The sequence below is a fragment of the Streptomyces sp. NPDC101165 genome, assembly GCF_044768135.1.
In the GTDB taxonomy this organism is placed as follows: domain Bacteria; phylum Actinomycetota; class Actinomycetes; order Streptomycetales; family Streptomycetaceae; genus Streptomyces.
This window is the reverse complement of the sequence record NZ_JBIWPG010000001.1, coordinates 248,072-270,674: the sequence shown is the minus strand read 5'-3', so window position 1 is coordinate 270,674 and position 22,603 is coordinate 248,072. Positions and strand designations below refer to the sequence as shown.

Below are 22,603 nucleotides of genomic sequence, written 5' to 3'. Positions count from 1 at the left end.
TGTTACTGCTGTTGACGAAGCGACCACTGCGACCCAGGAGAATTACGTGACCACCGGAGCCACCGTCTGGCTCACGGGTCTGCCGAGCGCCGGCAAGACCACCATCGCGTACGAGCTGGCCGGCCGGCTGCGTGCCGAGGGCCACCGCGTCGAGGTGCTCGACGGCGACGAGATCCGCGAGTTCATCTCGGCGGGCCTCGGCTTCAGCCGCGAGGACCGGCACACCAACGTGCAGCGCATCGGCTTCGTCGCCGAGCTGCTGGCCCGCAACGGCGTCAAGGCGCTCGTCCCGGTGATCGCGCCGTACGCGGACAGCCGCCAGGCGGTGCGCGAGCGGCACACGGAGAACGGGACGTCGTACCTGGAGATCCATGTGGCGACCCCGGTCGAGGTGTGCTCGGTGCGGGACGTGAAGGGGCTGTACGCCAAGCAGGCCGCGGGCGAGCTGTCGGGGCTCACGGGGGTCGACGACCCCTATGAGGAGCCCGAGACGCCCGATCTGCGGATCGAGTCGCAGCACCAGACCGTGCAGGAGTCCGCGGCCGCGGTCCACGCGCTGCTCACCGAAAGGGGACTGGCATGACGACCGTCGCCACGGTCGAGGAGGGTACGGCCAGCCCGTACGCCCTCTCCCACCTGGACGCCCTCGAGTCCGAGGCGGTGCACATCTTCCGCGAGGTGGCGGGCGAGTTCGAGAAGCCGGTGATCCTGTTCTCCGGTGGCAAGGACTCCATCGTCATGCTGCACCTCGCGCTGAAGGCGTTCGCCCCGGCGGCGATCCCCTTCTCGCTGCTCCATGTGGACACGGGACACAACTTCCCCGAGGTGCTGGAGTACCGGGACCGTGTGGTCGCCGCACATGGGCTGCGCCTCCATGTCGCCTCCGTACAGGACTACATCGACCGCGGTGTGCTGAAGGAACGTCCCGACGGCACCCGCAACCCGCTGCAGACCCTCCCGCTGACGGAGCGGATCCAGAGCGAGAAGTTCGACGCGGTCTTCGGCGGCGGCCGCCGCGACGAGGAGAAGGCCCGGGCCAAGGAGCGCGTCTTCTCGCTGCGGGACGAGTTCTCCCAGTGGGACCCGCGCCGCCAGCGGCCCGAGCTGTGGAACCTGTACAACGGCCGCCACGCGCCCGGCGAGCACGTCCGCGTGTTCCCGCTCAGCAACTGGACCGAGCTGGACGTCTGGCAGTACATCGCCCGCGAGGGCATCGAGCTGCCGGAGATCTACTTCGCGCACGAGCGCGAGGTGTTCCAGCGGGCCGGCATGTGGCTGACGGCCGGCGAGTGGGGCGGCCCGAAGGAGTCCGAGACCGTCGTGAAGCGCCTGGTCCGCTACCGGACCGTCGGTGACATGTCCTGCACGGGCGCCGTCGACTCCGACGCGACCACGCTGGACGCCGTCATCGCCGAGATCGCCGCCTCCCGGCTCACCGAGCGCGGCGCCACCCGCGCCGACGACAAGCTCTCCGAGGCCGCGATGGAAGACCGCAAGCGCGAGGGGTACTTCTAAGCATGAGCACGACCACGACCGAGGCGCTCTCGACCACCACCCTGCTGCGGTTCGCCACCGCCGGCTCCGTCGACGACGGCAAGTCCACGCTGGTCGGACGGTTGCTGCACGACTCCAAGTCGGTCCTCACCGACCAGCTGGAGGCCGTGGAGCGCGCGTCCGCGAGCCGCGGCCAGGACGGCCCTGACCTCGCGCTGCTCACCGACGGCCTGCGCGCCGAGCGCGAGCAGGGCATCACCATCGACGTGGCCTACCGCTACTTCGCCACGCCGCGCCGCCGGTTCATCCTCGCCGACACGCCGGGCCATGTGCAGTACACCCGCAACATGGTCACCGGCGCCTCCACGGCCGAGCTGACGGTGGTCCTGGTCGACGCCCGCAACGGCGTGGTCGAGCAGACCCGGCGGCACGCGGCGATCGCCGCGCTGCTGCGTGTGCCGCACGTGGTCCTCGCCGTCAACAAGATGGACCTGGTCGACTACCAGGAGTCCGTGTTCGCCGCGATCGCCGAGGAGTTCACGGCGTACGCGACCGAGCTGGGCGTCCCGGAGGTCACCGCGATCCCGATCTCGGCGCTCGTCGGCGACAACGTGGTGGAGCCGTCCGCCAACATGGACTGGTACGGCGGCCCGACCGTCCTGGAGCACCTGGAGACCGTCCCGGTCACCCACGACCTGGCGCACTGCCACGCCCGGCTGCCCGTGCAGTACGTGATCCGTCCGCAGACCGCCGAGCACCCGGACTACCGGGGCTACGCGGGCCAGATCGCCGCCGGTACCTTCCGCGTCGGCGACCCGGTCACGATCCTGCCCTCCGGCCGTACGACGACGATCTCCGGCATCGACCTGCTCGGTGAGCCGGTCGACGTGGCCTGGACGACGCAGTCGGTGACCGTCCTGCTGGCGGACGACGTCGACGTCTCGCGCGGCGACCTGATCGTGCCGACCAAGGACGCGCCGGACACCACGCAGGACGTGGAGGCGACCGTCTGCCACGTCGCCGACCAGCCGCTGGCCGTCGGGCACCGGGTGCTGCTCAAGCACGGCACCCGCACGGTCAAGGCCATCGTCAAGGACATCCCGTCCCGCCTCACGCTCGACGACCTGTCCCTGCACCCGCACCCGGGACAGCTCGTCGCCAACGACATCGGCCGCGTGAAGATCCGCACCGCGGAGCCGCTGCCGGTGGACTCCTACGCCGACTCGCGGCGCACGGGCTCGTTCATCCTGATCGACCCGAACGACGGCACCACGCTCACCGCGGGCATGGTCGGCGAGTCGTTCGCCTCCCCGGAGCCGGTCAAGGACGAGGCCGAGGGCGACGGGTGGGACTTCTGACATGAACTCCACCGACTACTACTCCACGTTCGCGAAGGAGGGCGGCCGCGTCGGCAGCGGTGTTCTCGGCAGCGGGCAGGGCGGAGTGGCGCGATGTGTGCGTTGACGTACGCGCACCGCTTGCGCGCCCTCACCCCCCACCGCCGTAAACGCAGACCTGCCGACCTCCCGGCCACGACCTGAGAGACCGTGACCGCCGGGCCTCCGAGAGGAACACCTCCCGTGCCTGCTACATCTGCTCTTCGCCGTACCTTCGCGGTCATAGCCGCGCTCCCTCTTCTCACGCTCGCCGCCTGCGGCTACGGGTCCAAGTCCACCGCCGACAACGCGAAGGAGAAGGTCGCCGCCGGGTCCTCGAAGATCGACGGCCTTTCCTCCGTCAAGATCGGCTACTTCGGCAACCTGACCCACGGCACCGCGCTCGTCGCCCGTCAGCAGGGCCTGTTCCAGAAGGAACTGGGGGCCACCAAGGCGGACTACCAGATCTTCAACGCCGGCCCCTCGGAGATCGAGGCCCTCAACTCCGGCTCCATCGACATCGGCTGGATCGGTCCCTCCCCGGCGATCAACGGCTACACCAAGGCCAACGGCACCAACCTGCGCATCATCGGCGGTTCGGCCTCCGGCGGCGTGAAGCTCGTCGTCAACCCGAAGAAGATCAAGTCCCTGAAGGACGTCAAGGGCAAGAAGATCGCGACCCCGCAGCTCGGCAACACGCAGGACGTGGCGTTCCTCAACTGGATCGCCGACCAGGGCTGGAAGGTCGACGCGAACACCGGCAAGGGCGATGTGTCGGTGATCCGCACCGACAACAAGATCACCCCGGACGCGTACGCGTCCGGCGCCATCGACGGTGCCTGGGTGCCGGAGCCGACCGCGTCCAAGCTGGTCGCGGAGGGCGGCAAGGTACTGCTCGACGAGGCGGCGCTGTGGCCGGACAAGAAGTTCGTGATCACGAACATCGTCGTGCGGCAGGCCTTCCTCAAGGAGCACCCGAAGGCCGTCGAGGCCGTGCTGAAGGCTTCGGTCGAGGCCAACAAGTGGATCAACGCCAACCCTGACGAGGCAAAGGCCACGGCGAACAAGCGGCTGGAGGCGGACTCCGGCAAGGCGCTGCCGACGGGCGTCATCGACCCGGCGTGGAAGTCGATCCAGTTCACCAACGACCCGCTGGCCTCCACCCTCAACACCGAGGCGGAGCACGCGGTCAAGGCCGGCCTGCTGGAGAAGCCGAACCTGAAGGGCATCTACGACCTCACGCTCCTCAACCAGGTCCTCAAGGGCGAGGGCGCGAGCACGGTGGACGACGCCGGTCTCGGCGCCAGCTGATTCCCGACCCGAGTTCCCAGGAGGTGACGACCATGGCAACGACCCTCGTCAAGGCCGAAGAGTCGGTGGAGTACGCCGCTCGCCTTGAGCATGTCTCGAAGTCCTTCGCAGGACCGGGCGGGCAGCAGCTCGTCCTGGACGACATCAGCCTCGATGTCGCGCCCGGCGAGTTCGTCACTCTCCTGGGGGCCTCGGGCTGCGGCAAGTCCACCCTGCTGAACCTGGTGGCGGGCCTGGACCGGCCGACCGTCGGCGACATCGCGACGGACGGCCGCCCGGCCCTGATGTTCCAGGAGCACGCGCTCTTCCCGTGGCTGACCGCGGGCAAGAACATCGAACTCGCCCTCAAGCTCAGGGGAGTTCCGAAGAACGACCGGCGCGACAAGACCGAGGAGCTGCTCGAACTCGTCCGGCTCAAGGGCGCGTACGGCAAGCGCGTGCACGAGCTGTCGGGCGGTATGCGCCAGCGCGTGGCACTGGCCCGCGCGCTCGCCCAGGAGAGCAACCTGCTGCTGATGGACGAGCCGTTCGCGGCGCTGGACGCGATCACGCGGGACGTGCTGCACGACGAGCTGACCCGGATCTGGGCGGAGACCGGCCTGTCCGTCCTCTTCGTCACGCACAACGTGCGCGAGGCGGTGCGGCTCGCGCAGCGCGTCATCCTGCTGTCGTCCCGGCCCGGCCGGATCGCGCGCGAGTGGACGGTCGACATCCCGCAGCCGCGTCGCATCGAGGACGCGCCGGTCGCCGAACTGTCCCTCGAGATCACTGATGTACTGCGTGGGGAGATCCGCCGTCATGGCCAGCACTGAGACCACGCCGGCCCAGGACGCCGGAAGCGTCGAGGCGGGCCTCGACGCGCTGGAGACCACGGCCACCGGCCGTACGCCCTTCAGCCAGACCTTCAAGAACAAGATCCTGCCGCCCGTCATCGCCGTCGCCGTGGTGCTGGTGGCCTGGAGCCTGCTCTACCCGGTCGTCGACAACCCGTCGAAGCTGCCCTCCCCCGCCGATGTCTGGGGCGAGGTCGAGGACCAGTGGCTCAAGGGGACCCTGCTCGACTACATCTGGGGCAGCGTGTCCCGCGGCCTGCTGGGCTTCCTGCTCGCCCTGGCCATCGGTACGCCTCTGGGTCTGCTGGTGGCGCGGGTGAAGTTCGTGCGCGCGGCGTTCGGCCCGATCCTGTCCGGTCTGCAGTCGCTGCCCTCGGTCGCCTGGGTCGCGCCGGCGGTGATCTGGCTGGGTCTGAACAACTCGGTGATGTTCACGGTGATCCTGCTCGGCGCCGTCCCCTCGATCGCCAACGGCCTGGTGTCGGGCGTCGACCAGGTGCCCCCGCTGTTCCTGCGAGCGGGCCGCACTCTGGGTGCGACGGGGCTGCGTGGCACGTGGCACATCGTGATGCCGGCGGCGCTGCCCGGCTATGTGGCCGGTCTGAAGCAGGGCTGGGCGTTCTCCTGGCGTTCGCTGATGGCCGCCGAGATCATCGCCCAGTCGCCGGACATGGGCATGGGTCTGGGCCAGTTGCTCGAGGTGGGCCGTACGAACAGCAGCATGGCGACGGTCTTCCTCGCCATCCTGCTCATCCTGTTCGTCGGCATCGCCATCGACCTGCTGATCTTCAGCCCGCTGGAACGGTGGGTGCTGCGCAGCCGCGGCCTGCTGGTGAAGAGCTGAAGTCCCATGTACAACAAGCCCGTCCTCCTCGTCATCGCCCACGGCAGTCGCGACCCGCGGCACGCCGCGACGGTGCACGCTCTCGTACGCCGGGTGCGCTCGCTGCGCCCGGACCTGCGGGTGGAGACAGGCTTCCTGGAATTCAACATCCCGTCCGTGCACGGGGTGCTGGAGTCCCTGGCGGCGGAGGGCGTGCGGGACGTCGTAGCCCTGCCACTGCTGCTCACGCGTGCGTTCCACGCCAAGGCCGACATCCCGGCGGTCCTGCGGGAGGCGCCGCACCAGCTGCGGATCCGGCAGGCAGAGGTGCTGGGCCCGTCCCCGCTGCTGCTGTCCGCGCTGGAACGGCGCTTGCACGAGGCGGGGTTGAGTCCCGCCGACAAGTCCTCGACCGGAGTCGTGCTGGCTTCGGCGGGGTCCACGGACCCGGAGGCGATCGCGGTGATCGCAGCAATCGCGCGGGAGTGGCGGCAGACCGGTTGGTGTGCCGTGCGGCCCGCGTTCGCCTCCGCATCCCTTCCGCGCACCGAGGACGCCGTACGGGAACTGCGGGAAGTCGGCTGCAAGCGGGTCGCTGTCGCACCCTATGTACTGGCACCGGGGTTCCTGCCGGACCGCATCGCGCGTGGCGCGCACGGTGCGGACGTCCTCGCGAGCGTGCTGGGCCCAGCGCCCGAGGTGGCCGCTCTGGTGCTGCGCCGTTTCCACGCCGCGGCGTCGGACATTTCTTTGCCGCGAATCGCCTGACTTCGTGTTTCCACAATGTTAAGTACCTCAGGAGATCCTCAACTCCGTTGATCTGCATCCTATCCATGAGCAAGGATGATGTTGACTAAGAAACGGGGAAAGGATTCATCTTGAGAATCACGAAGAAGCGCACGGCTGCAATCGTCGCACCGCTGGCGGCCGCAGTCATGGCGGCAGGCCTCTCCGCTCCCGAGGCCGTCGCCGCCTCCCAGTCCACGGCCTGCTCCGCGTCGATCAACCCCTCCTCGGACGCGAAAATCACGGTCAAGACGTTCTACATGAAGAAGACCAGCACCACCTGGCAGCACACCGACCGCTACTACTACCCCACCAGCCACGGCTTCAGGAAGAGCCGCTCCGACTTCGAAATCCTCTCCTATCTGCTCGACCGCACCACGCGGAAGGGAATAGACCGGCGAAAGAAGGGTGAGGCGCGCTGGGACCTGGTGGCTTTCAGCACCCAGTTCCCCACGAGCCAGCGACCCATCACGAAGAAGGGCACGACCCGCCTCGTCGCTGAGGGCTGGTACAACATGGACGGGATCAACGGGTGGCCCGTCGACTGCAAGTCGAAGTCGTTCGCGTTCTGACGACTGAAGGATAGATACGGGTGTGCGACTCCGGCCGCACACCCGTAATCGTTCGACGGGGGAAATTCATGGCACTGAAAAGGCAGTTGGCCGCGCTCGTCGCAGCGGCCGCCTCGGCGACGCTGATCGCCGGCTGTTCGAGTTCCGACACCGGCCCCGCAGCCGGCGCACCCTCGTCGCAGGGCAGCTTGGTCCTGGTGGACGGGGACAGTCACGGATACATCACCTTCGACACCGACCGCGAGGTCTTGAGCGGGTATACGCGCGACGGGAAGAAGATGTGGCAGGAGAAGCGATACTTCCCCACCGACGTCCACTGCGCCGCAGCATGCCCGGATGCCGCAATATCGGCCACAGTGGACATGAACAAGTCCGCATCCGAATCCCATGTGGTGTGGAAGCACGGTGAAAGTTCCACGACCCAGCCCTTCACGGAGAAGTCCTTGGTCGTCCAGTGGGCCAGAAGCAAGGACACGTGGGTGGCCACGTCGGAATCCTCTATCATCTGGTCGGACGGCGGCAAGACCCACACGAAACCATTCCCCAAGGGCATCAGTGACTCCATGGGCAGGGTCTCGGCGGACAACACCACACTGCTGATCTCCGTCCAGCAGAACAGCGGCGCACCCTGGAGCGCCTTTCGATTCCCCCTCACCGGGGAGCATCTTTCGCCTTCATCGATATCCACCGGCCTCCCCGGGAGCGTCGGATGCCTTTCTCCGGAACAGGGCACGATGTGGACGTTGGGGGACAGGGCGTCCGAGTTCAGCCTGACGACCGGCAAGAAAATCCGTGACACTGCGCAGTTCGCAAGTGATTGCGCGAGCTCTGACACATCGACCATGCTCGGAGCATTCTCCGCAAGCTCTGACGAATCGACACAGGAAATCTCCATTACTTCAGGTAGCCGATCCACCCCGTTCAAGAAGGTTTCGGTCAAGAGCGCCGGGGAGATCGGCCTGTTCCGGGATTGCAGTGTTCTCCTCTCCAACGGCAAGCTGACCACGTTCTCCGCTCAGGGGAAGAAAACCGAGACGGAGATCGGCGCCCACAGCCTGCTGACCCTCCCGGACGGGCAGATCTACAGCGTCGGCTCGTCGGGCAAGATGGAGCAGCACACCATCGCGGCCAAGGGCCGGAACTGCCGGATCAGCTGACCAGCGTCCGCCGGCCTGGTCACGCTACGGTCCCGACCTGCTCGGTTTCCCCGAAACCGTCCCCAGCGACGGTGGCGAGCCCTGTCTCCAGCACCCACGCTCAGCCGAACGCCCCCGACCGGTCGTGGGCGTTGTCACACATTCGGCACAGGAACTCCTGTTCCCTCCTCGACGCCCTCACTCACCGCAGCCCCGACACTCACTCATGCACGCCACAACCCGCCCTTGGCCAGTCAGCGGCTCGCGCCCCTTTCCTGACCCCCTCAGGATCTGCTGGGATGGTGCCTCGAAGCACTATCGGGGGAGAACGTGCGCGTGGCCGGTCAGGAGTTCGGGCATCACCTGGGGCTGCCCAGGGCCCTGTCGGGTCTGCCGCTGAGCCCCCTCGTACCCGGTTACGGCAGCCTGGCCGCCGCCCAGCACGCGGCGGGGTTACGTCATCTCGGCGAGGTCCTGCACGCCTCCCCCGGGGGGTTACGGGTCCTGGACGGGCTGTTCGTGCCGTCGGGGCCGTGGGGGCGGCGCCGGGTGGACGGGCTGTACCTGGACGGTCTCGCGCACGGGTCGGGACCGGGCGCCCCGCTCGCCCCACGGCTCGCCGAGCTGCACCGGCGCGATCCGCAGGCCCTGCGCCGGGTCGTCCTCTACCAGCTGATAGGTCTGCTGCAGGACCATCCGGCGTCCCAACGCCCCCGTGTCGCGGCCGAGTCGGGGGTGCACGCCGACGAGATCGAAGGGCTGGTGGCGGCCGCCCGGCTGCGCCCCGCCCTCGACCGACGCCGGCGCGATGCCGCCGAGTCGCTCGCCGACGCCCTGGAGCGGCGGAAGCTGCACCGGCTGCGAGCCCTGCTCGACCGGCTGCCCCCGGGCGGCGGTGACCCCGCGCTGGCCGCGCTGCGATCGGAAGTGGCCGAGCGGATGGGCCTGGTCGAGGACCTGTTGCGGTCCGCCCGGCGGGCCGAGGAGCAGGGCGACCGGGACGGCGCGAGCGGCGCGTACCTGCAGGCGCTGTGCGGCGCGGCCGACGACCGCCGCGCCCTGCGCGGTCTGGTCCGCCTGCACCGGCCCGAGTCCGGCCAGCACCCCCTGCTGCGTGCCGAACTACTGCCGGATCAAGTGGAGTTGAGCTGGCAGGACCGGCACGACGTTCCGGGCGTGTGGCGGCTGCTGCGGCTGTACCGCACGGAGCGGGGCAGACCCGCGGTACGGAGTGTGCCCGGCGCGGACCCGACGGCGGCCGGGACCGTACGGGACAAGGACGCCCCGCCGGGCGCCGGGGTGCGGTACGCGGCCCTGCCGTTGCGGGACGGCCGGGTGGCGGGCCCGCCGCTGGTGTCGCGCCGACTGCTGGTCGCCCCGGAAGTGGGGCGCCCGGTACTGACGGACGGCCCGGGCCGCATCCACTGCTCCTGGCAGCGACCGACGGACGCGAGCGACATCACGGTCGAGCACACGGGTCCGGACGAGGCCGCCGTCCTCCACGCACGGAGACCGGCGGGCGCCACCGGCAACACCGCCGAGCCCGCAGGCCAGGACAGGATCCCCCGCCGCCCCACCCAGCGACCGGCGGACGCGCCCAAGCTCCGGGACGCAGCCGCCATCCAGCTCGCCCAGCGGTCTGCAGCCGGCACCGACATCACCGCCGAGCCCACCGTCCCGGCCAAGACCCCCCGCCACCACACCCAGCAACCAGCAGACGCGCCCAAGGGTCCGGGCGAAACCGCCGTCCGGCTCGTTCAGCGGCCCGACGGGTTCACGGCCACCGGGCTGACGGCCGGCCCGCACTCCTTCCGGATCGTCTGCCACTACCGGGCGCCCGACGGCAGCCGGGTCGCCTCCCCAGGGCTGCGGGTGACCGGCACCGTCCACCCCTGGCCGGAGCCCGTGCGCAGCCTCGCCGCGCGAGCCGAGAGCGGGGCCGTGCGGTTCGAGTGGAGCGGTGGAGAGGGGGCCGAAGTGCGGTTGGTGGTGTGGCCCGGGCCGGCGCCGGTGCCGGGCACCGAGCTGCGTGCGCGGGAGCTGCCGGCCGCGCTGGAGTGGCCCGAGAAGGCGGGCGCCCTGTGTCCTCCGCCGGGCACGTACGCCGAGGTCGCCGCCGTCGCCGTACTCGGTGCGCGGGCGCTGGCCGGACCGGTCGTCGGCGTGGAGGCCGTACACGCCGTGCCCGGGCTCTCCGTCGAGCGGCTGCCGGACGGGCAGGCCCGGATCACGCTGGACTGGCCCGAGGACGTCGGGCACCTCCTGGTCGGCTGGACGGCCCTGGACGGCCCGGAGAGCGGCGGGGAACGGATCCTGACCGCGCACGCCTACCGGCGCGGCGGGCTGCGGCTGCCCGTCGGCCCCGAAGCCGTGCGGATCCGGGCGGCGACCGTGCCCCGGGTGCCGGGCGCCGTCGTGGTGGTGCCGGACGCTGCCGAGGCGCTGCTGCCGCCCGACGCCGTGATCCGGTACCGACTGGTGTGCACGCAACGGCGGTTCCTCGGCCGAGGCGGCCGCACCCTGCTCCGGGTCACCCTGGCCGCGCCGGGCGCGCCCGGGGACGTACCGGAATTCGTGTGCGTCGCGCGCAGCGGCACCCTGCGTCCGCGCAGCGCGGCCGACGGCACGACCGTCCTGCGGATACCCGGGCCCGATCTGTCGCGGCACGGGACCGTCGAACAGGAGCTGCCGGCCTCCCCCTGCCCGGCCCCTTACACCCTGCGCGGCTTCCTGCTCGGGGAGCACGCGGCCTCGGTGCGACTCGAAGAACCCTCTCTCGCCAGCCTGGTGGTGCGCTGAGCCATGACGACCGTGATATGCCCCTACTGCTTCGCCCGCGCGTCGGCTGCCAAGCTGCCGTACCGCTGCCTGATGACCCCGGGCGGGGTGCGCGGCGGCGCGCCCTGCGGGCCCGAACGCGACGACGCCTGGGCCGGGTTCATGGGTCCCGGCGTGCCTCCGGCGTCCCGGATGCGCGGGCCCGTGTTCACCCCCGCGCGCAAGGTCGCCGGGCTCGGTGGCGGGGGCAGCAGCGTGCCCTGCCCGCAGTGCGGGGTGCCCACGCCCGTACGGGTGTGCGGGTCCTGCCACAGCGATCTGCCGAGCGACTACTGCGACCAGGACAGCCGGATCATCGCGCTGGTCGGCGCGAAGGCGTCCGGCAAGAGCACCTATGTGTCCGTGCTGGTCAACGAGTTGAACCAGCGGGTGGGTCAGGCCTATCACGCCTCGCTCGCGGCGATGGGGCAGAGCACCCAGACGCGGGACAAGGAGATGGCCGAGGACCTGTACGAGCGGCTGCGGCTGCCGGACGCCACCCGGCCGGCCGCGCTCGGCTTCAACGACCCGCTGCTGTACCGGCTGAGCCTGCCCCGCAAGGGCCTGCTCGGCGGCGCCGGGACCCGGCACACCACGCTGGTGTTCTTCGACGCGGCCGGTGAGGACCTCGCGGGCACCGAGGCGATGGACCGCTACACCCGCTACCTCGGCGCCGCCGACGGGATCATCCTGCTCGTCGATCCGCTCCAACTAGGCTCGGTGCGAGACCGGTTGGTGGTGCACGAGGGGCCGCCGCTGCCCGTGGTGGAGACCTCGCCGCAGCAGATCGCCGCCGACCTGGCCGCCCAGCTGCGAGCCCACGGCAAGGGGAGGACACGGGGGCGGGTGTCCACCCCGATCGCGGTGGCGGTCACCAAGACGGACATGCTCAGACCCCTGCTGGACCCGCACTCCCCGCTGCTGCACAACGCCCCGCACAGCGCGGGCACCTACGACGGTGAGGACCGGGTGGCCGTGCACGAGGAACTCCGCTCCCTGCTGACCGACTGGGACTCCGGCGCGCTGCTGCGCCAACTGGAACTGGACTTCGCCGAGTTGTCCCTGTTCGGGCTGTCCGCACTGGGCGCGCCGCCGCCCGCGGACGCCCCGGCCGACGCGCCGAAGTCGGGTCCGCAGCCGGTGCGGGTGGAGGATCCGCTGCTGTGGCTGCTGTCCCGGCGCGGACTGCTGCCCGTGCGCGCCGCGGGGAAGGGGCGTGCCAAGTGAGCCTCGTCCAGCTGCACTACACCTCGGCGCCGCCCGGCCCGGACGGGTCGGGCTTCCGGTTCACCGCGGTCAGCCCCGGCGTGCCGCAGACGCTGCTGCGGGAGGCGGAGCAGCTCATCGGGTACGAGCCGCCGCGCGACCTGCCCGCCCGCCCGGACGCCGAGCAGCTGAAGAGCTTCCCGAAGGCCTTCAGCTGCAGCGAACTGTCCGACGGAGGACGGCTGTTGAGCCGCTCGGTGTACACCGGAGCGGACTACAGCGGGCGGTGGGGCAACTTCCATGCCCACGCCCTGCATCTGCCGCCCGGGGTACGGCTGCCGGACGGGGCGCTGCCCATCACGGCCTGGGAGTCGCCGCGCTGGGCCGACGCCACTCCCCCGGACGGGCGGCCGGAGCCGGTGGAACGGTTCGAGCCGTCGGGTCTGCTGCGCCGGGACGGGCTCGTGGCCTTCGCCCGGTCCCGCGCGGACCGGCTCGCGGCGTTCTTCGCGGACCTGCGTGCCCTGGCCGAGGAGACGGACACCCGGCAGATCGTCCTCGTGGAGCACGACAGCGCCGACGTGGCCCAGTGGATCGCGCTGGCCTGCACCGTCCTGCCGCGCGAGCGGGCGCACCGGCTGACCTTCACCACGTACACGCGCCGTCCGCAGCAGGCCCGCCAGCAGATCGTCGGGGCGCTGCCGTCCTCCGAGCCGGTCGGCCATGACCACCGGTTCCGCGTGCACGACTGCACTGCCGGGGCCGATGAGGACCCCGTCCAGGACGTCTGGGCCGAGGTGTGCGCGCGGGTCTGGGCGGCCGGCCGGCCCGAACTGTTCCGCGACATCTCGGGCGAGCTGGGCCCGCTCGCGGTGGCCGCGCTCGTCCAAGGCGTCGGGCTGCGCTCCGACGGGCGTGCGGTGGCGGCTCGTTGGGCGGCGGACCACGCGTTCACACTGCCTCCGGAGACGCTCCCCGGGTTGGTCGCGGCCCTGGCCGGCGGGAGCGGCAAGGGCCCGGGCGGGCAGGACACGCGATACAGCCCCGTCGGCCAGGACCGGGGCGGGCAGGACGCGCGGTACAGCCCCACCGGTACGGCCCTGGACGACGAACCGGCCGCGCTGGCGGCCCTGTCGGCCCGGCTGGACGGTCAGGTGCCCACCACCGTGTCGGCGCCGCTCGCCGCCCGCGTGCTGGCCACGGCGGTGCTCGGCCGGGGCCCGGTGCCCCCGCTGGTCGCGGGCTCGCTGACCCCGGCGCTCCGCGCCGAGCTGGCCGGGCACCTGGCCCCGGCCCTGCGGCAGGGCATCGCCGACCCGACCGAACCGGCCACCGGCCGGCCCCTCGCCCTGCTGCGCGTCGCCGACCTGCTCGACGTGGACTGCACGGAGGCGCTCCCGGCGTTCGCGGGGCGTATCGCCCGGGACCTGGTGAGCGAGCGGACCGGGGAGCCGACGGCCGAGGAACCGGCGGTCGAGAAGCCGACGGCCGAGGAGTCGTCCTCCGACGGCCAGGGCGTTCCCCCCGCCCTCCTCGACGCCGTGCACGGTCACCCCGCGCTGCGCACCGCCCTGTTCGGAGCGCTCGACGCCCTCGCCGCCGCCAATCCCCCGGGGACCGCAGGCCGGTTGGCCGGGTCCGGGCTGCCGGTCTCGCTCGACTCCGGCTTCCCGCATCTGCGGATGTGCGTCCAGGCCGACGGGGCGCGGCGGGCCGGCGGCGACCGGCGGCGCCGGTTCCACGAGGTGCTGCGCACCGCCGGGGTCTCGCCGCACGCCGAACCGGCCGTCCTGCGCTCCGCGTTCCTCCTGGTGTGGCCGGACGGCCTGCCCACCGGGGAGGAGGCGAGCCTGCTGCTGAGCGAGCTGGGCTCGGACGCGCACCGGCTGGCCGGTACCCGGGACCTGCTGGTCGAGGCCGCCCTCGCCGCCCCGGCCGACGACCCCGCCGTACCGGTCCTCGCCGCCGACCTGCTGCGCTGCTTCACCACCGAGCTGCGGTCGGCGCACCGGGCGCCGCTGCTCCTGCTGGAGTACGCGGGGCTGCTCGACGCCGACCAGGACGTCGAGGGCTGGGTGGACCAGGTGCGGGGACTGCGGGACGGCGCGGCCGAGCCCGCCCCCGAGCCGGTGACGCAGCGGGTGTACGACGCCGTCGCCCGGCGGCTGCTGGCCGTCCCGGCACCGGGGAGCGAGGCCTACACCGGGCCGCGCCCGACGGCGTCCGAGAGCGAGCTGTACGCGCTGGCCCGCTCGGGCGATCCGGGGCTGCTGGCCGCGTACGAGCGGGTGGCGCACGGGGACCGGGTGGGCGAGCGGCTGCGCACCGTGCCGTCGTACGTGGCCGCCTGTTTCGGCGACTGGAGCGCGTATCCGCAGACGCACCCGGCCTGGGCGGCGACGCGCACGACCCTGCTGGCCAAGGTGCTGCGGCCCGTCGTGCGGGCGCTGCCCGACGAGGACCGGGGCGCGGTCGAGGAGGCACTGCGCCGTACCGGCCGGGGCCGGCTGGACGCCTACCGCGCCTGGAACCGCCCGGGTGCCCTGGGCCGGCTCGCCGGCCGGCTGACCGGGCGGGGGCGGCGCGAGGAGCGGCAGGCGACCTGGTACGGCGATGTGGAACCGCCGGGCGAGGGAGGCCTCCGGTGAACGTGGGCGGGGACGGCAACGCCGGCGTGCTGGTGCTGGTGCTCCTGGCCCTGTTCGGCTGGGCCGGGGTCGTGGCCGTGGCGGTGTGCGTGTTCCGCACGCTGTGGGAGTTCCTCGGGCTCGGGGTGCAGGCCGTGTGGCGCGGGCTCGGGCCCTGGCAGGCGGGCCGCACCGATCCGCGGCTCGCGGCGGTCGGGAGCGGTGAGCCCGCGCATCTCGCCCACTGGTGGCGGCAGTCGTGGGCGGACGCGGTGTCCGCAGGACTCGCCGGGATGCGGGCCGTCTGGTCCGCACTGGCCCATCCGTGGCTGAACCGGACCGTGCGGAACCTGTTCCAGGGACGCCGCGCCTCGGGTGTACGCGCCACGGCGCCGCTGTACCGGTTCCTGCTGGTCGTGCTGATCGCGCCCGGCACCGGCGCGGGCGCGCTGGTCGGCGCCGCGCTGGCCACGCTGCTGCTCGGCGCGGTGCTGGTGCTGTTCGCGCTGCTGCTGGCCGTGGTGTGGCTGAGCTGGGCCGCCGGTGTGCCCGTGCTGCGCGGGGTGGAACGCGGTTGGCTGCTGCTGCGCGGCATCCGCGTCAAGTGCCCGCACCCCGGCTGCTACGCCCCGGTCCCGCTGGCGCTGCACCGCTGCCCCAACTGTCAGGCGTTGCATGCCGAGTTGAGGCCCGGGCGGTACGGGGTGCTGTGGCACGTGTGCCGGTGCGGGCACCGGATGCCGGCCTCCCGGCTGCTGGGGCGCGGAAAGCTCACGGCGCTGTGTCCGCGCTGCGAGCAGTTCCTGCCCCGGGCGGCGGGCACCATGCGCGTGGTGCACACCCCGCTGGTCGGCGGCACCTCGTCGGGCAAGACGATGTTGATGGCGGCCATGGTCGAGGGGCTGCACTCCTGGTCCCGGCAGGGCGAACTGCGCGTCGAGTACGCCACCGTCGACGACCAGCGCACCCAGACCGGCCTCAACCAGGAGCTGAACCGCACCGGTTGGGCCCACGCCACCACCGGCGGCCAGCCGCGCGCCATGATGCTGACCGTGGCCCGAGGCCGCAGGCGGCGCCTCCTGTACCTGTACGACCCGATGGGCGAGCAGGTGAGCGACGCCGAACGGGTGCGCGCCCAGCAGTACCTGGCGCACGCGGACGGGGTGGTCCTGGTCGCCGACGTGCTGGCCGATCCCAAGGTCCGCGGCCGGCTGGGCCCGGCGGACACCGAGCGGACGGACCGGGCGCGGCCCTCGGCGCAGGGCCCCTGGGAGACGTACCAGCGGCTCACCGGAGAGCTGGCGGCGCTCACCGGCCGGCGGTCCCGGATGTCCGTGGCCACCGTGGTCACCAAGCGGGACGTGCTGGACCAGCTCGGCTCGCTGCCGGTGCCCGGCCCGCGCATCGACGACTGGCTCGCCGATGTCGGTCTCGGCGCGCTGGTCCGCGCCCTGGGCCACGACTTCGGGGCGGCCCGCTACTGGGCGGTCAGCGCCCACGCGGCCACCGGCACCGGGCCGCTGGAGAGCGAGCAGCGCCGGGCCGCCGAGCCGGTGCTGTGGCTGCTCGCGGCCTCGGGGCTGCGCACCGGCCCGCTCACCGGGTCCGGCGGCAGCGGCGGCCGCCCGGGCAGGCAGCGGCGGCGGCCGGACGGCGCCGAGGCGGGGAGGTACAGCCCGGCATGAACCAGGTCACCCCCTCCGTCTCCCGGGCCCGGCGGGCGCTGGCGGGCCTGTTCGTCACCGCCCTGGTCCTGGCGGCGGCCGCGCTCGCCTGCGGCGTACGGCTGCTGCTGCCCTGACCGAACCGAACTCCCCTTCACCCGAAAGGAATCACGGCGTGAGCGACATTCCCGGCGGGCCCATGGCCAACCGGCCGGTCCACTTCATCTGGCTGCTCGACTGCTCGTACTCGATGCAGGGCGAGAAGATCGCGCGGCTCAACTACGCGATCAGAGAGGCCATCCCGGAGATGAGGTCGGTGGCCCACGACAACCCGGCGGCCCAACTGCTGCTGCGGACCGTCACCTTCTCCACCACCGCCCAGTGGCACCACCAGACCCCGGTCCCGGTCGACGACTTCACCTGGCAGGACGTACAGGTCGACGGCATGACCAACCTCGGTGAGGCACTGCACCTGGTGGCGCGGGAGCTGCAGACCCCGCCGATGCCGCAGCGGGCGCTGAAGCCGGTACTGGCGCTGGTCTCGGACGGGGTGCCCACCGACGACTGGCGGGCGGGCCTGAAGGCCGTCGACGCGAGTCCCTGGGGACGCAAGGCGGTGCGGGTCGCCGTCGCGATCGGCGCGGACGCGGACCGCGGGGTGCTCCAGGAGTTCCTCGGCAACCCCGAGCTGCAGCCGCTGGACGCCAACAGCCCCAAGCAGCTGGCCGCCGCGATCCGGTGGGCGTCCACGGCGGCCGTGAAGGCGGCCTCCCAACCGGTCCTGGGCGACAGCTCGGGCAAGACCCTGACCATGGCCAAGCAGCCGTACGCACCGCCGGTGCTGGACGACGACGATGACGACGACGTGTGGTGACGCTCGGGGTGCGACGGTGGGAGACGCTCGCGGACAGCGTCCAGGGGGTCAACAAGCGGCGCAACCAGGACTGGTACGAGTGCCGGGGCACCGGATCCGGTGAGGATCCGCTGATCCTCGCCGTGGCCGACGGGCACGGCTCGGCGGTGCACGCGCGCAGCGAGCTGGGTGCGCGGTTCGCCGTGGACCGGTTCGTGGGTCTCGCCGCCCACTTCGGCCGGGCCGCGCACGACTGCCACGAGCCGGGGCGGCTGGCCCGGCTGATGACGTACGCCCGGGACGACTTCCCGCGCGCCCTGGTGCACGAGTGGCGGCAGGCGGCCCTGGGGCACTGGGACCGCAACCGTCCGGTCGTCGAGGAGGCGTCCCGGGAGCCGGGGCCCGAGGAGAAGCTGGTGCTGTACGGCACGACGCTGATCGGTGCCGTGCTCACGCCGTGGCTGTTCGTGTCCTGGCAGCTCGGTGACGGGGACCTCGCGGTGGTCGAGCACGACGGCACGCTGAGCCGGCCGCTCGCACCCGCCGAGGAGGACCTGGGCGACGAGACGGAGTCGCTGTGCGGGCGGGAGGCCTGGCGGTCCGTGCGGATGCACTGGGCACCGGTGTTCGAGGAGGCGCGCGCCCCGCGGCTGGTGGTGCTCTCCACGGACGGGCTGTCGAAGAGCTTCGCGTCGGCCGACGGGTACCGCGCGTTCGTCGCGGGCCTGGCCGGCCGGCTGGCCGAGGAGGGCGGTACCGGGGTGCGGAAGGTGCTGCCCGAGTGGCTGGCGCAGGCCGCCCGCTACTCGGGGGACGACACGACGCTGGCGGCGGCGCTGCGCTCGGCACAGGGCGCCGTCGTGGACGACGCGGAGCAGACCGCGGACGCGGGTGGTCCGGTGGACACGGAAGAACGGAAGACGGAGACGTAGATGAGCGGCATGCTCGATGGCGGGACGCGCCTCGCGGCGGAGACCGGTGACGAGGTCGAGATCGTCGACCTCCTCGGCGCGGGCGGCCAGGGCGAGGTGTACCGGGTCCGCACTCCGGACGGGGAGCGGGCGCTGAAGTGGTACTACCCGACCTGTGCGACCGACGAACAGCAGGCGATCGTACGGGAGTTGGTCGCCCGGGACTTCGCGGACGACCGGTTCCTGTGGCCGGAGGCGTACGTGCCCGCGCACCGCGGCTCGTTCGGCTATCTGATGGGGTTGCGCCCGGACCGCTACAAGGGTCTGCCGGCGCTGTTCCGGCGACAGTTGCGCACCAGCCCGCGCGCGCTGCTGACGGCCTGCCTGTACACGGTGGAGGCCTATCAGGCGCTGCACTCGCGGGGCATCGCCTACCGGGACATCTCCTGGGGCAACATCTTCTTCGACCCGGCCACCGGTGACGTGCTGGTCTGCGACAACGACAACGCGGTGGTGGAGGGGGACGCCAGCGGCATCTCGGGGACCATGGAGTTCATGGCGCCGGAGCTGGTGCGCGGCGAGCCGGGTGCGCACCCGGGCACCCAGTCCGACCTGCACTCGCTCGCCGTACTTCTGTTCATGTTCCTGATGAACCATCACCCTCTCAAGGGCAGGCGGGAGTTGGGCATCCACTGCCTGGACGAGGCGGCCGAGCGCAAGCTGTACGGCAGGAGCCCGCTGTTCGTGTTCGACCCGGCGGACGACTCCAACGCGCCGGACCCGATGGAACACGCGACCGTGCTCGCCACCTGGCACGCGGCGGCGGGGACGCTGCAGGAGCTGTTCCGGCGGTCCTTCACGGTCGGACTGCGCGATCCGGCGGCCCGGGTGCGGGAGACCGAGTGGCGCAACGCGCTGCGCGCGGTGCTGGACTCGGTGGTCGAGTGCGCGTCCTGCGGGCGGCAGAACATGACGGAGCCGGGCGAGAACCCGCCGCCCCGCCTCTGTTGGGGCTGTGGGGCGCCGTTGGTGCTCCCGCCCCGGCTGACGGTGACCACTCCCCCGCCCCGCGCCGAGCACCACGTCCGGCTGCGCCGGGGTGCCCGGGTGCAGGCCCATCATCTGCTGCCGGAACCGGCGCGGCACGACTGCTCGGATGCCGCGCTGGTCGCGGAGCTGGTCGAACACCCCAAGAAGCCGGGCCGGTTCGGCATCGCGAACCGGTCGCGGCAGACCTGGACGGGCACCCGCTCCGACGGCACCGCGCAGAGGATCGAGCCCGGTCAGACCGTGCCGCTCAGGGCGGGCCTGGAACTGGACCTCGGCGACGGGGTACGGGCGGTGGTGCGGGCCGAGTGAGGTGTGGACGGGGCCCCGTGACGGCGGCGGGGTCCCGTCCGCTCACAGGCCCATGACATGCATGAGCTGCTGGGTGAACGTGAGGCTGCCGGTACCGGCGGCGGCGCCGATGCTGATCGCCTCCAGGGCGGAGCGGATGCGGCCGCGGTTCGGCGGACCGCCATCCCCGACGGACTCCATCATCGCGCCACGGATGGTCTCTCCGTGCCGCACGAGGCCCGGGTACTCGGCGTGCAGCTGCTCGAGCAGCCCGTCCGAGAGCCGGACCAGGGCCTCCGAGGCCGGCGCGTAGGGGTTGATCTCGATACGGCCGTGATCGCCGATGTTGGCGGGACCGTTGATGTTCCCGAAGTTGTATGTGCTCATCGTCCTGTCCTGACTCCTGCTTCGTGAGGGCCGGCGGGGCTGGGGTTATGACGTGGGCGGGCGGGGGCCGGCGGGTCCCGGTCCGCCCTGGGGTCCCGGCCCGCCGTGCGGCCCGGGACCCTGCTGACCGCCCATGGCGATCGTGCCGCTGTTGCCGAAGATGCTGGGACCGCTGACGTTACCGATGTTGTAGGTCTGTGTGCTGATGACCTGTAAAGCCTTGTCGTACGAACTGGTGTCGACATGGTGGTCCTGGAGGAACCGCTCCGTGGCGACGAGGACGCCCTGCTGGAGCCGGAACAGGAAGTCCTGCGCGTCGGTCCGCTCGGTGTAGCCCGCCTCGTCCCAGGCGCCGAGATCCTCGCGCAGGCTGCCCTTGGCGCCGTAGTCGTGGCGGACGTGCTGCTTGGTGACCGCCTTGCGCTGCCTGGTCAGCCATCGGTCGTGGTCGCGCCGCCAGCGGCTGCGCGCGACCAACCGGCCCAGGGAGGCGCGCAGTTGGGGGCCGGTATGGGAGCTGGCGTACTTGACGAGGTCCCACCAGCGTTCGCGGGGGGCCACCGGAAGGCGGTCCACGCGGTGGAAGCGGCCGTCCAGCGGGGGTATCGCGTAGGCGGCGACCTCCCAGGTCAGGCTGGGTGGCTGCAGGATCGCCCGCAGGTACATGGAGACGATCATCCGGCCGCCCTCGCCGATGCGTTCCAGGCAGAGGTGGGTGCGCATGCCCGCACCGGGGCTCTGCAGCCCCGCCTGCACCAGCTGCCTGGGTATCCGGGCGCGGGGTCTGCGGGTGCTGTCGGGGACCAGTTCGGGCAGGTAGCAGGCGTTGCTCCCGATGACGTAGAGCCGGTTCTGCGCCCGCAGGTTCGGCAGTCCGGAGATGGTCTCCAGGTGTCGGGCCACGTAGGTGTGCAGGTCGACGGCGTCGAAGGGCAGCAGCGGGAGCTTGCCGCCGGTGGGGTCGTCGGCGGGTCTGCTGACGTCGATGGGCTGCCAGACCAGCTCCTTGATCTTCTCGCCGCTGCCGACGAACGGCTTGGTCTGGGCGGACGCGTCCGCGTACGGCAGGACGTTGGCGCGTTTCAGCTCGCTCAGCCAGTCCTCCGCCTCGGCCTCCACGGGCGGAGCCGTCCGCTCGGGCTTCTCGGCGGAGTGGAACACCTCGCGTGCCGTGTCACGTCCCACGGACTCCTTGTGGTGGACCAGGGTCCAGGCGATCACGTACGCGCCGAGAGGGCCGAAAATCGCCACCCATCCGAGTGATCCGTGCCCGTTGACCAGGGCCCACCCTCCCGCCAGAACGGCGACCGGCACGACCACCGCGAGGCACGCCAGCCGGCGGTCGAGGGCGGCTCGGCGGCGGGTGGCCACGCGCGCGTGACGGGCGAGGGCGACGAAGTTGATCCCGAGGCTCAGCCCCAGGGCGTCCAGCCGGTCCCCGGTGAGCGCCCGGTCCACGTACAGGGCGAAGTCGTCGTCGAGGTGCACCGAGGCGCACAGGCGCCGGGTCACCGAGTCCTTCCGGTACTGCGGCAGCGTGGGTAATGGTCTCCCCGGCACACTCATCCGCCCCCCCTCGGCCGTTCCGCGCGCTTCACCCTAGGGACAACCCGTGGGGTTTGTCGCGGGGTTCCGGGGAGCCGGGCCGCCGCGGTCCGGCGCTCCCCTGTGACGTCGGACCGCGGTCGGCTCTTGGTTCTGCGTCATCTGAGCCGGATGTGTCACAGGCAAGGGGAACCTCTCACACCGGATGAATGATTATCAGCCAACCCCCGCTCATCGCCGATCAGTTGTCGCTCCGGTCCGGTCAGTCGAAGCGAAGGGCTCCCGCGCGGGTGCGCTTGAGTTCGAAGAAGTCGGGGTGACGGGCCAACACCCGAAAACTGTCGAAGAGTTCGGCCGCCTCGGAGCCGCGCGGAATCGCGCGCAGGACGGGGCCGAACCACACCGTGCCGTCGACATGGATCGTGGGCGTGCCCACGTAGGCGCCCGAGTCCGGTTCGGCGCCCGCGTCGTGGCTTCGGCGTACCGCGTCGTCGTACGACGGGTCGTGTGCGGCGGCCAACAGGTCGGCGGGGAGCCCGAGTTCGGCGAGCGACTCGGTGATCACGGCGTCGAAGTCCTTGATCCCCCGCTCGTGGATCCGGGTGCCGAACGCGGTGTACAGGTCGCGCAGCACCTTCTCGCCGTGCCGCTCGGCGGCGGCCACGGCGACCCGGACCGGGCCGATCGAACGGTCGACCAAATCCCGGTACCAGTCCGGGAGTTCGTTGCCGATGTTGTGCAGATACAGGCTCATGGCGTGGAAGCGGAGATCGAGCGGCCGGGTGCGCTCGACCTCCAGCAGCCAGCGGGAGGTGATCCAGGCGAAGGGGCAGGCGGGGTCGAAGTAGAAGTCGACACGGGTCGGGTCGGGGCTCGTCGTACGGCTGTGCTCGCTGCGCGTCATGGCGCCGACGCTAGTCCACC

General features: G+C 71.8%; 19 protein-coding genes. 16 read left to right on the top strand and 3 right to left on the bottom strand.

Annotation, left to right across the window (positions count from 1 at the left end):
• The first annotated feature begins 46 nt into the window (after positions 1-46).
• From cysC to ACIRVH_RS01095, 16 genes are all read left to right on the top strand, one after another.
• Entirely contained in the window at positions 47-583 is a 537-nt protein-coding gene (gene cysC, locus ACIRVH_RS01170) for an adenylyl-sulfate kinase (protein WP_403947197.1), read from the top strand.
• Positions 580-1,515, top strand: a complete 936-nt coding sequence (cysD, locus tag ACIRVH_RS01165) for a sulfate adenylyltransferase subunit CysD (RefSeq protein ID WP_403947196.1) — start codon at positions 580-582, stop codon at positions 1,513-1,515. The genes cysC and cysD overlap by 4 nt, the downstream gene beginning before the upstream one ends.
• 2 nt (positions 1,516-1,517) lie before the next feature.
• Complete coding sequence (locus tag ACIRVH_RS01160) at positions 1,518-2,852, top strand: sulfate adenylyltransferase subunit 1 (RefSeq protein ID WP_403947195.1); 1,335 nt, start codon at positions 1,518-1,520, stop codon at positions 2,850-2,852.
• A gap of 222 nt (positions 2,853-3,074) precedes the next feature.
• Positions 3,075-4,181, top strand: coding sequence for an aliphatic sulfonate ABC transporter substrate-binding protein (locus tag ACIRVH_RS01155; protein WP_403947194.1), 1,107 nt, complete (start codon positions 3,075-3,077; stop codon positions 4,179-4,181).
• A 32-nt stretch (positions 4,182-4,213) separates the two neighbouring features.
• Positions 4,214-4,993, top strand: coding sequence for an ABC transporter ATP-binding protein (locus ACIRVH_RS01150; RefSeq protein ID WP_403947193.1), 780 nt, complete (start codon positions 4,214-4,216; stop codon positions 4,991-4,993).
• A complete protein-coding gene (locus ACIRVH_RS01145) occupies positions 4,980-5,858 on the top strand; it encodes an ABC transporter permease (RefSeq protein ID WP_403947192.1) in 879 nt (292 codons plus the stop codon). The genes ACIRVH_RS01150 and ACIRVH_RS01145 overlap by 14 nt, the downstream gene beginning before the upstream one ends.
• Positions 5,859-5,864: 6 nt before the next feature.
• A complete protein-coding gene (locus tag ACIRVH_RS01140; protein WP_403947191.1) occupies positions 5,865-6,605 on the top strand; it encodes a sirohydrochlorin chelatase in 741 nt (246 codons plus the stop codon).
• A 110-nt stretch (positions 6,606-6,715) separates the two neighbouring features.
• Complete coding sequence (locus ACIRVH_RS01135; protein ID WP_403947190.1) at positions 6,716-7,195, top strand: hypothetical protein; 480 nt, start codon at positions 6,716-6,718, stop codon at positions 7,193-7,195.
• Between the two features lie 68 nt (positions 7,196-7,263).
• A complete protein-coding gene (locus tag ACIRVH_RS01130) occupies positions 7,264-8,352 on the top strand; it encodes a hypothetical protein (protein WP_403947189.1) in 1,089 nt (362 codons plus the stop codon).
• A gap of 315 nt (positions 8,353-8,667) precedes the next feature.
• On the top strand, positions 8,668-11,130 hold the full coding sequence (locus ACIRVH_RS01125; RefSeq protein WP_403947188.1) for a hypothetical protein: 2,463 nt from the start codon (positions 8,668-8,670) through the stop codon (positions 11,128-11,130).
• A gap of 3 nt (positions 11,131-11,133) precedes the next feature.
• On the top strand, positions 11,134-12,375 hold the full coding sequence (locus ACIRVH_RS01120) for a hypothetical protein (RefSeq protein WP_403947187.1): 1,242 nt from the start codon (positions 11,134-11,136) through the stop codon (positions 12,373-12,375).
• A complete protein-coding gene (locus ACIRVH_RS01115; RefSeq protein WP_403947186.1) occupies positions 12,372-15,002 on the top strand; it encodes a GTPase-associated protein 1-related protein in 2,631 nt (876 codons plus the stop codon). The genes ACIRVH_RS01120 and ACIRVH_RS01115 overlap by 4 nt, the downstream gene beginning before the upstream one ends.
• A complete protein-coding gene (locus ACIRVH_RS01110; protein WP_403947185.1) occupies positions 14,999-16,666 on the top strand; it encodes a hypothetical protein in 1,668 nt (555 codons plus the stop codon). The genes ACIRVH_RS01115 and ACIRVH_RS01110 overlap by 4 nt, the downstream gene beginning before the upstream one ends.
• A gap of 178 nt (positions 16,667-16,844) precedes the next feature.
• Positions 16,845-17,519: a tellurium resistance protein gene (locus ACIRVH_RS01105; protein ID WP_393474093.1), complete on the top strand. Its 675-nt coding sequence runs from the start codon at positions 16,845-16,847 to the stop codon at positions 17,517-17,519.
• Positions 17,513-18,430 (top strand): protein phosphatase 2C domain-containing protein, encoded by a 918-nt coding sequence (locus tag ACIRVH_RS01100; protein WP_403947184.1) that lies wholly within the window; start codon positions 17,513-17,515, stop codon positions 18,428-18,430. The genes ACIRVH_RS01105 and ACIRVH_RS01100 overlap by 7 nt, the downstream gene beginning before the upstream one ends.
• Positions 18,431-19,768, top strand: a complete 1,338-nt coding sequence (locus tag ACIRVH_RS01095) for a protein kinase (RefSeq protein WP_403947183.1) — start codon at positions 18,431-18,433, stop codon at positions 19,766-19,768.
• A 42-nt stretch (positions 19,769-19,810) separates the two neighbouring features.
• Here ACIRVH_RS01095 and ACIRVH_RS01090 read toward each other — a convergent pair whose 3' ends face one another.
• From ACIRVH_RS01090 to ACIRVH_RS01080, 3 genes are all read right to left on the bottom strand, one after another.
• Positions 19,811-20,134 carry a hypothetical protein gene (locus tag ACIRVH_RS01090; RefSeq protein WP_145885305.1) on the bottom strand — a complete coding sequence of 108 codons (324 nt, stop codon included), beginning with the start codon at positions 20,132-20,134 and terminating at the stop codon, positions 19,811-19,813.
• A 45-nt stretch (positions 20,135-20,179) separates the two neighbouring features.
• Complete coding sequence (locus ACIRVH_RS01085) at positions 20,180-21,700, bottom strand: hypothetical protein (RefSeq protein WP_403947182.1); 1,521 nt, start codon at positions 21,698-21,700, stop codon at positions 20,180-20,182.
• Between the two features lie 241 nt (positions 21,701-21,941).
• On the bottom strand, positions 21,942-22,583 hold the full coding sequence (locus ACIRVH_RS01080) for a DsbA family protein (RefSeq protein ID WP_403947181.1): 642 nt from the start codon (positions 22,581-22,583) through the stop codon (positions 21,942-21,944).
• Positions 22,584-22,603 lie beyond the last annotated feature (20 nt).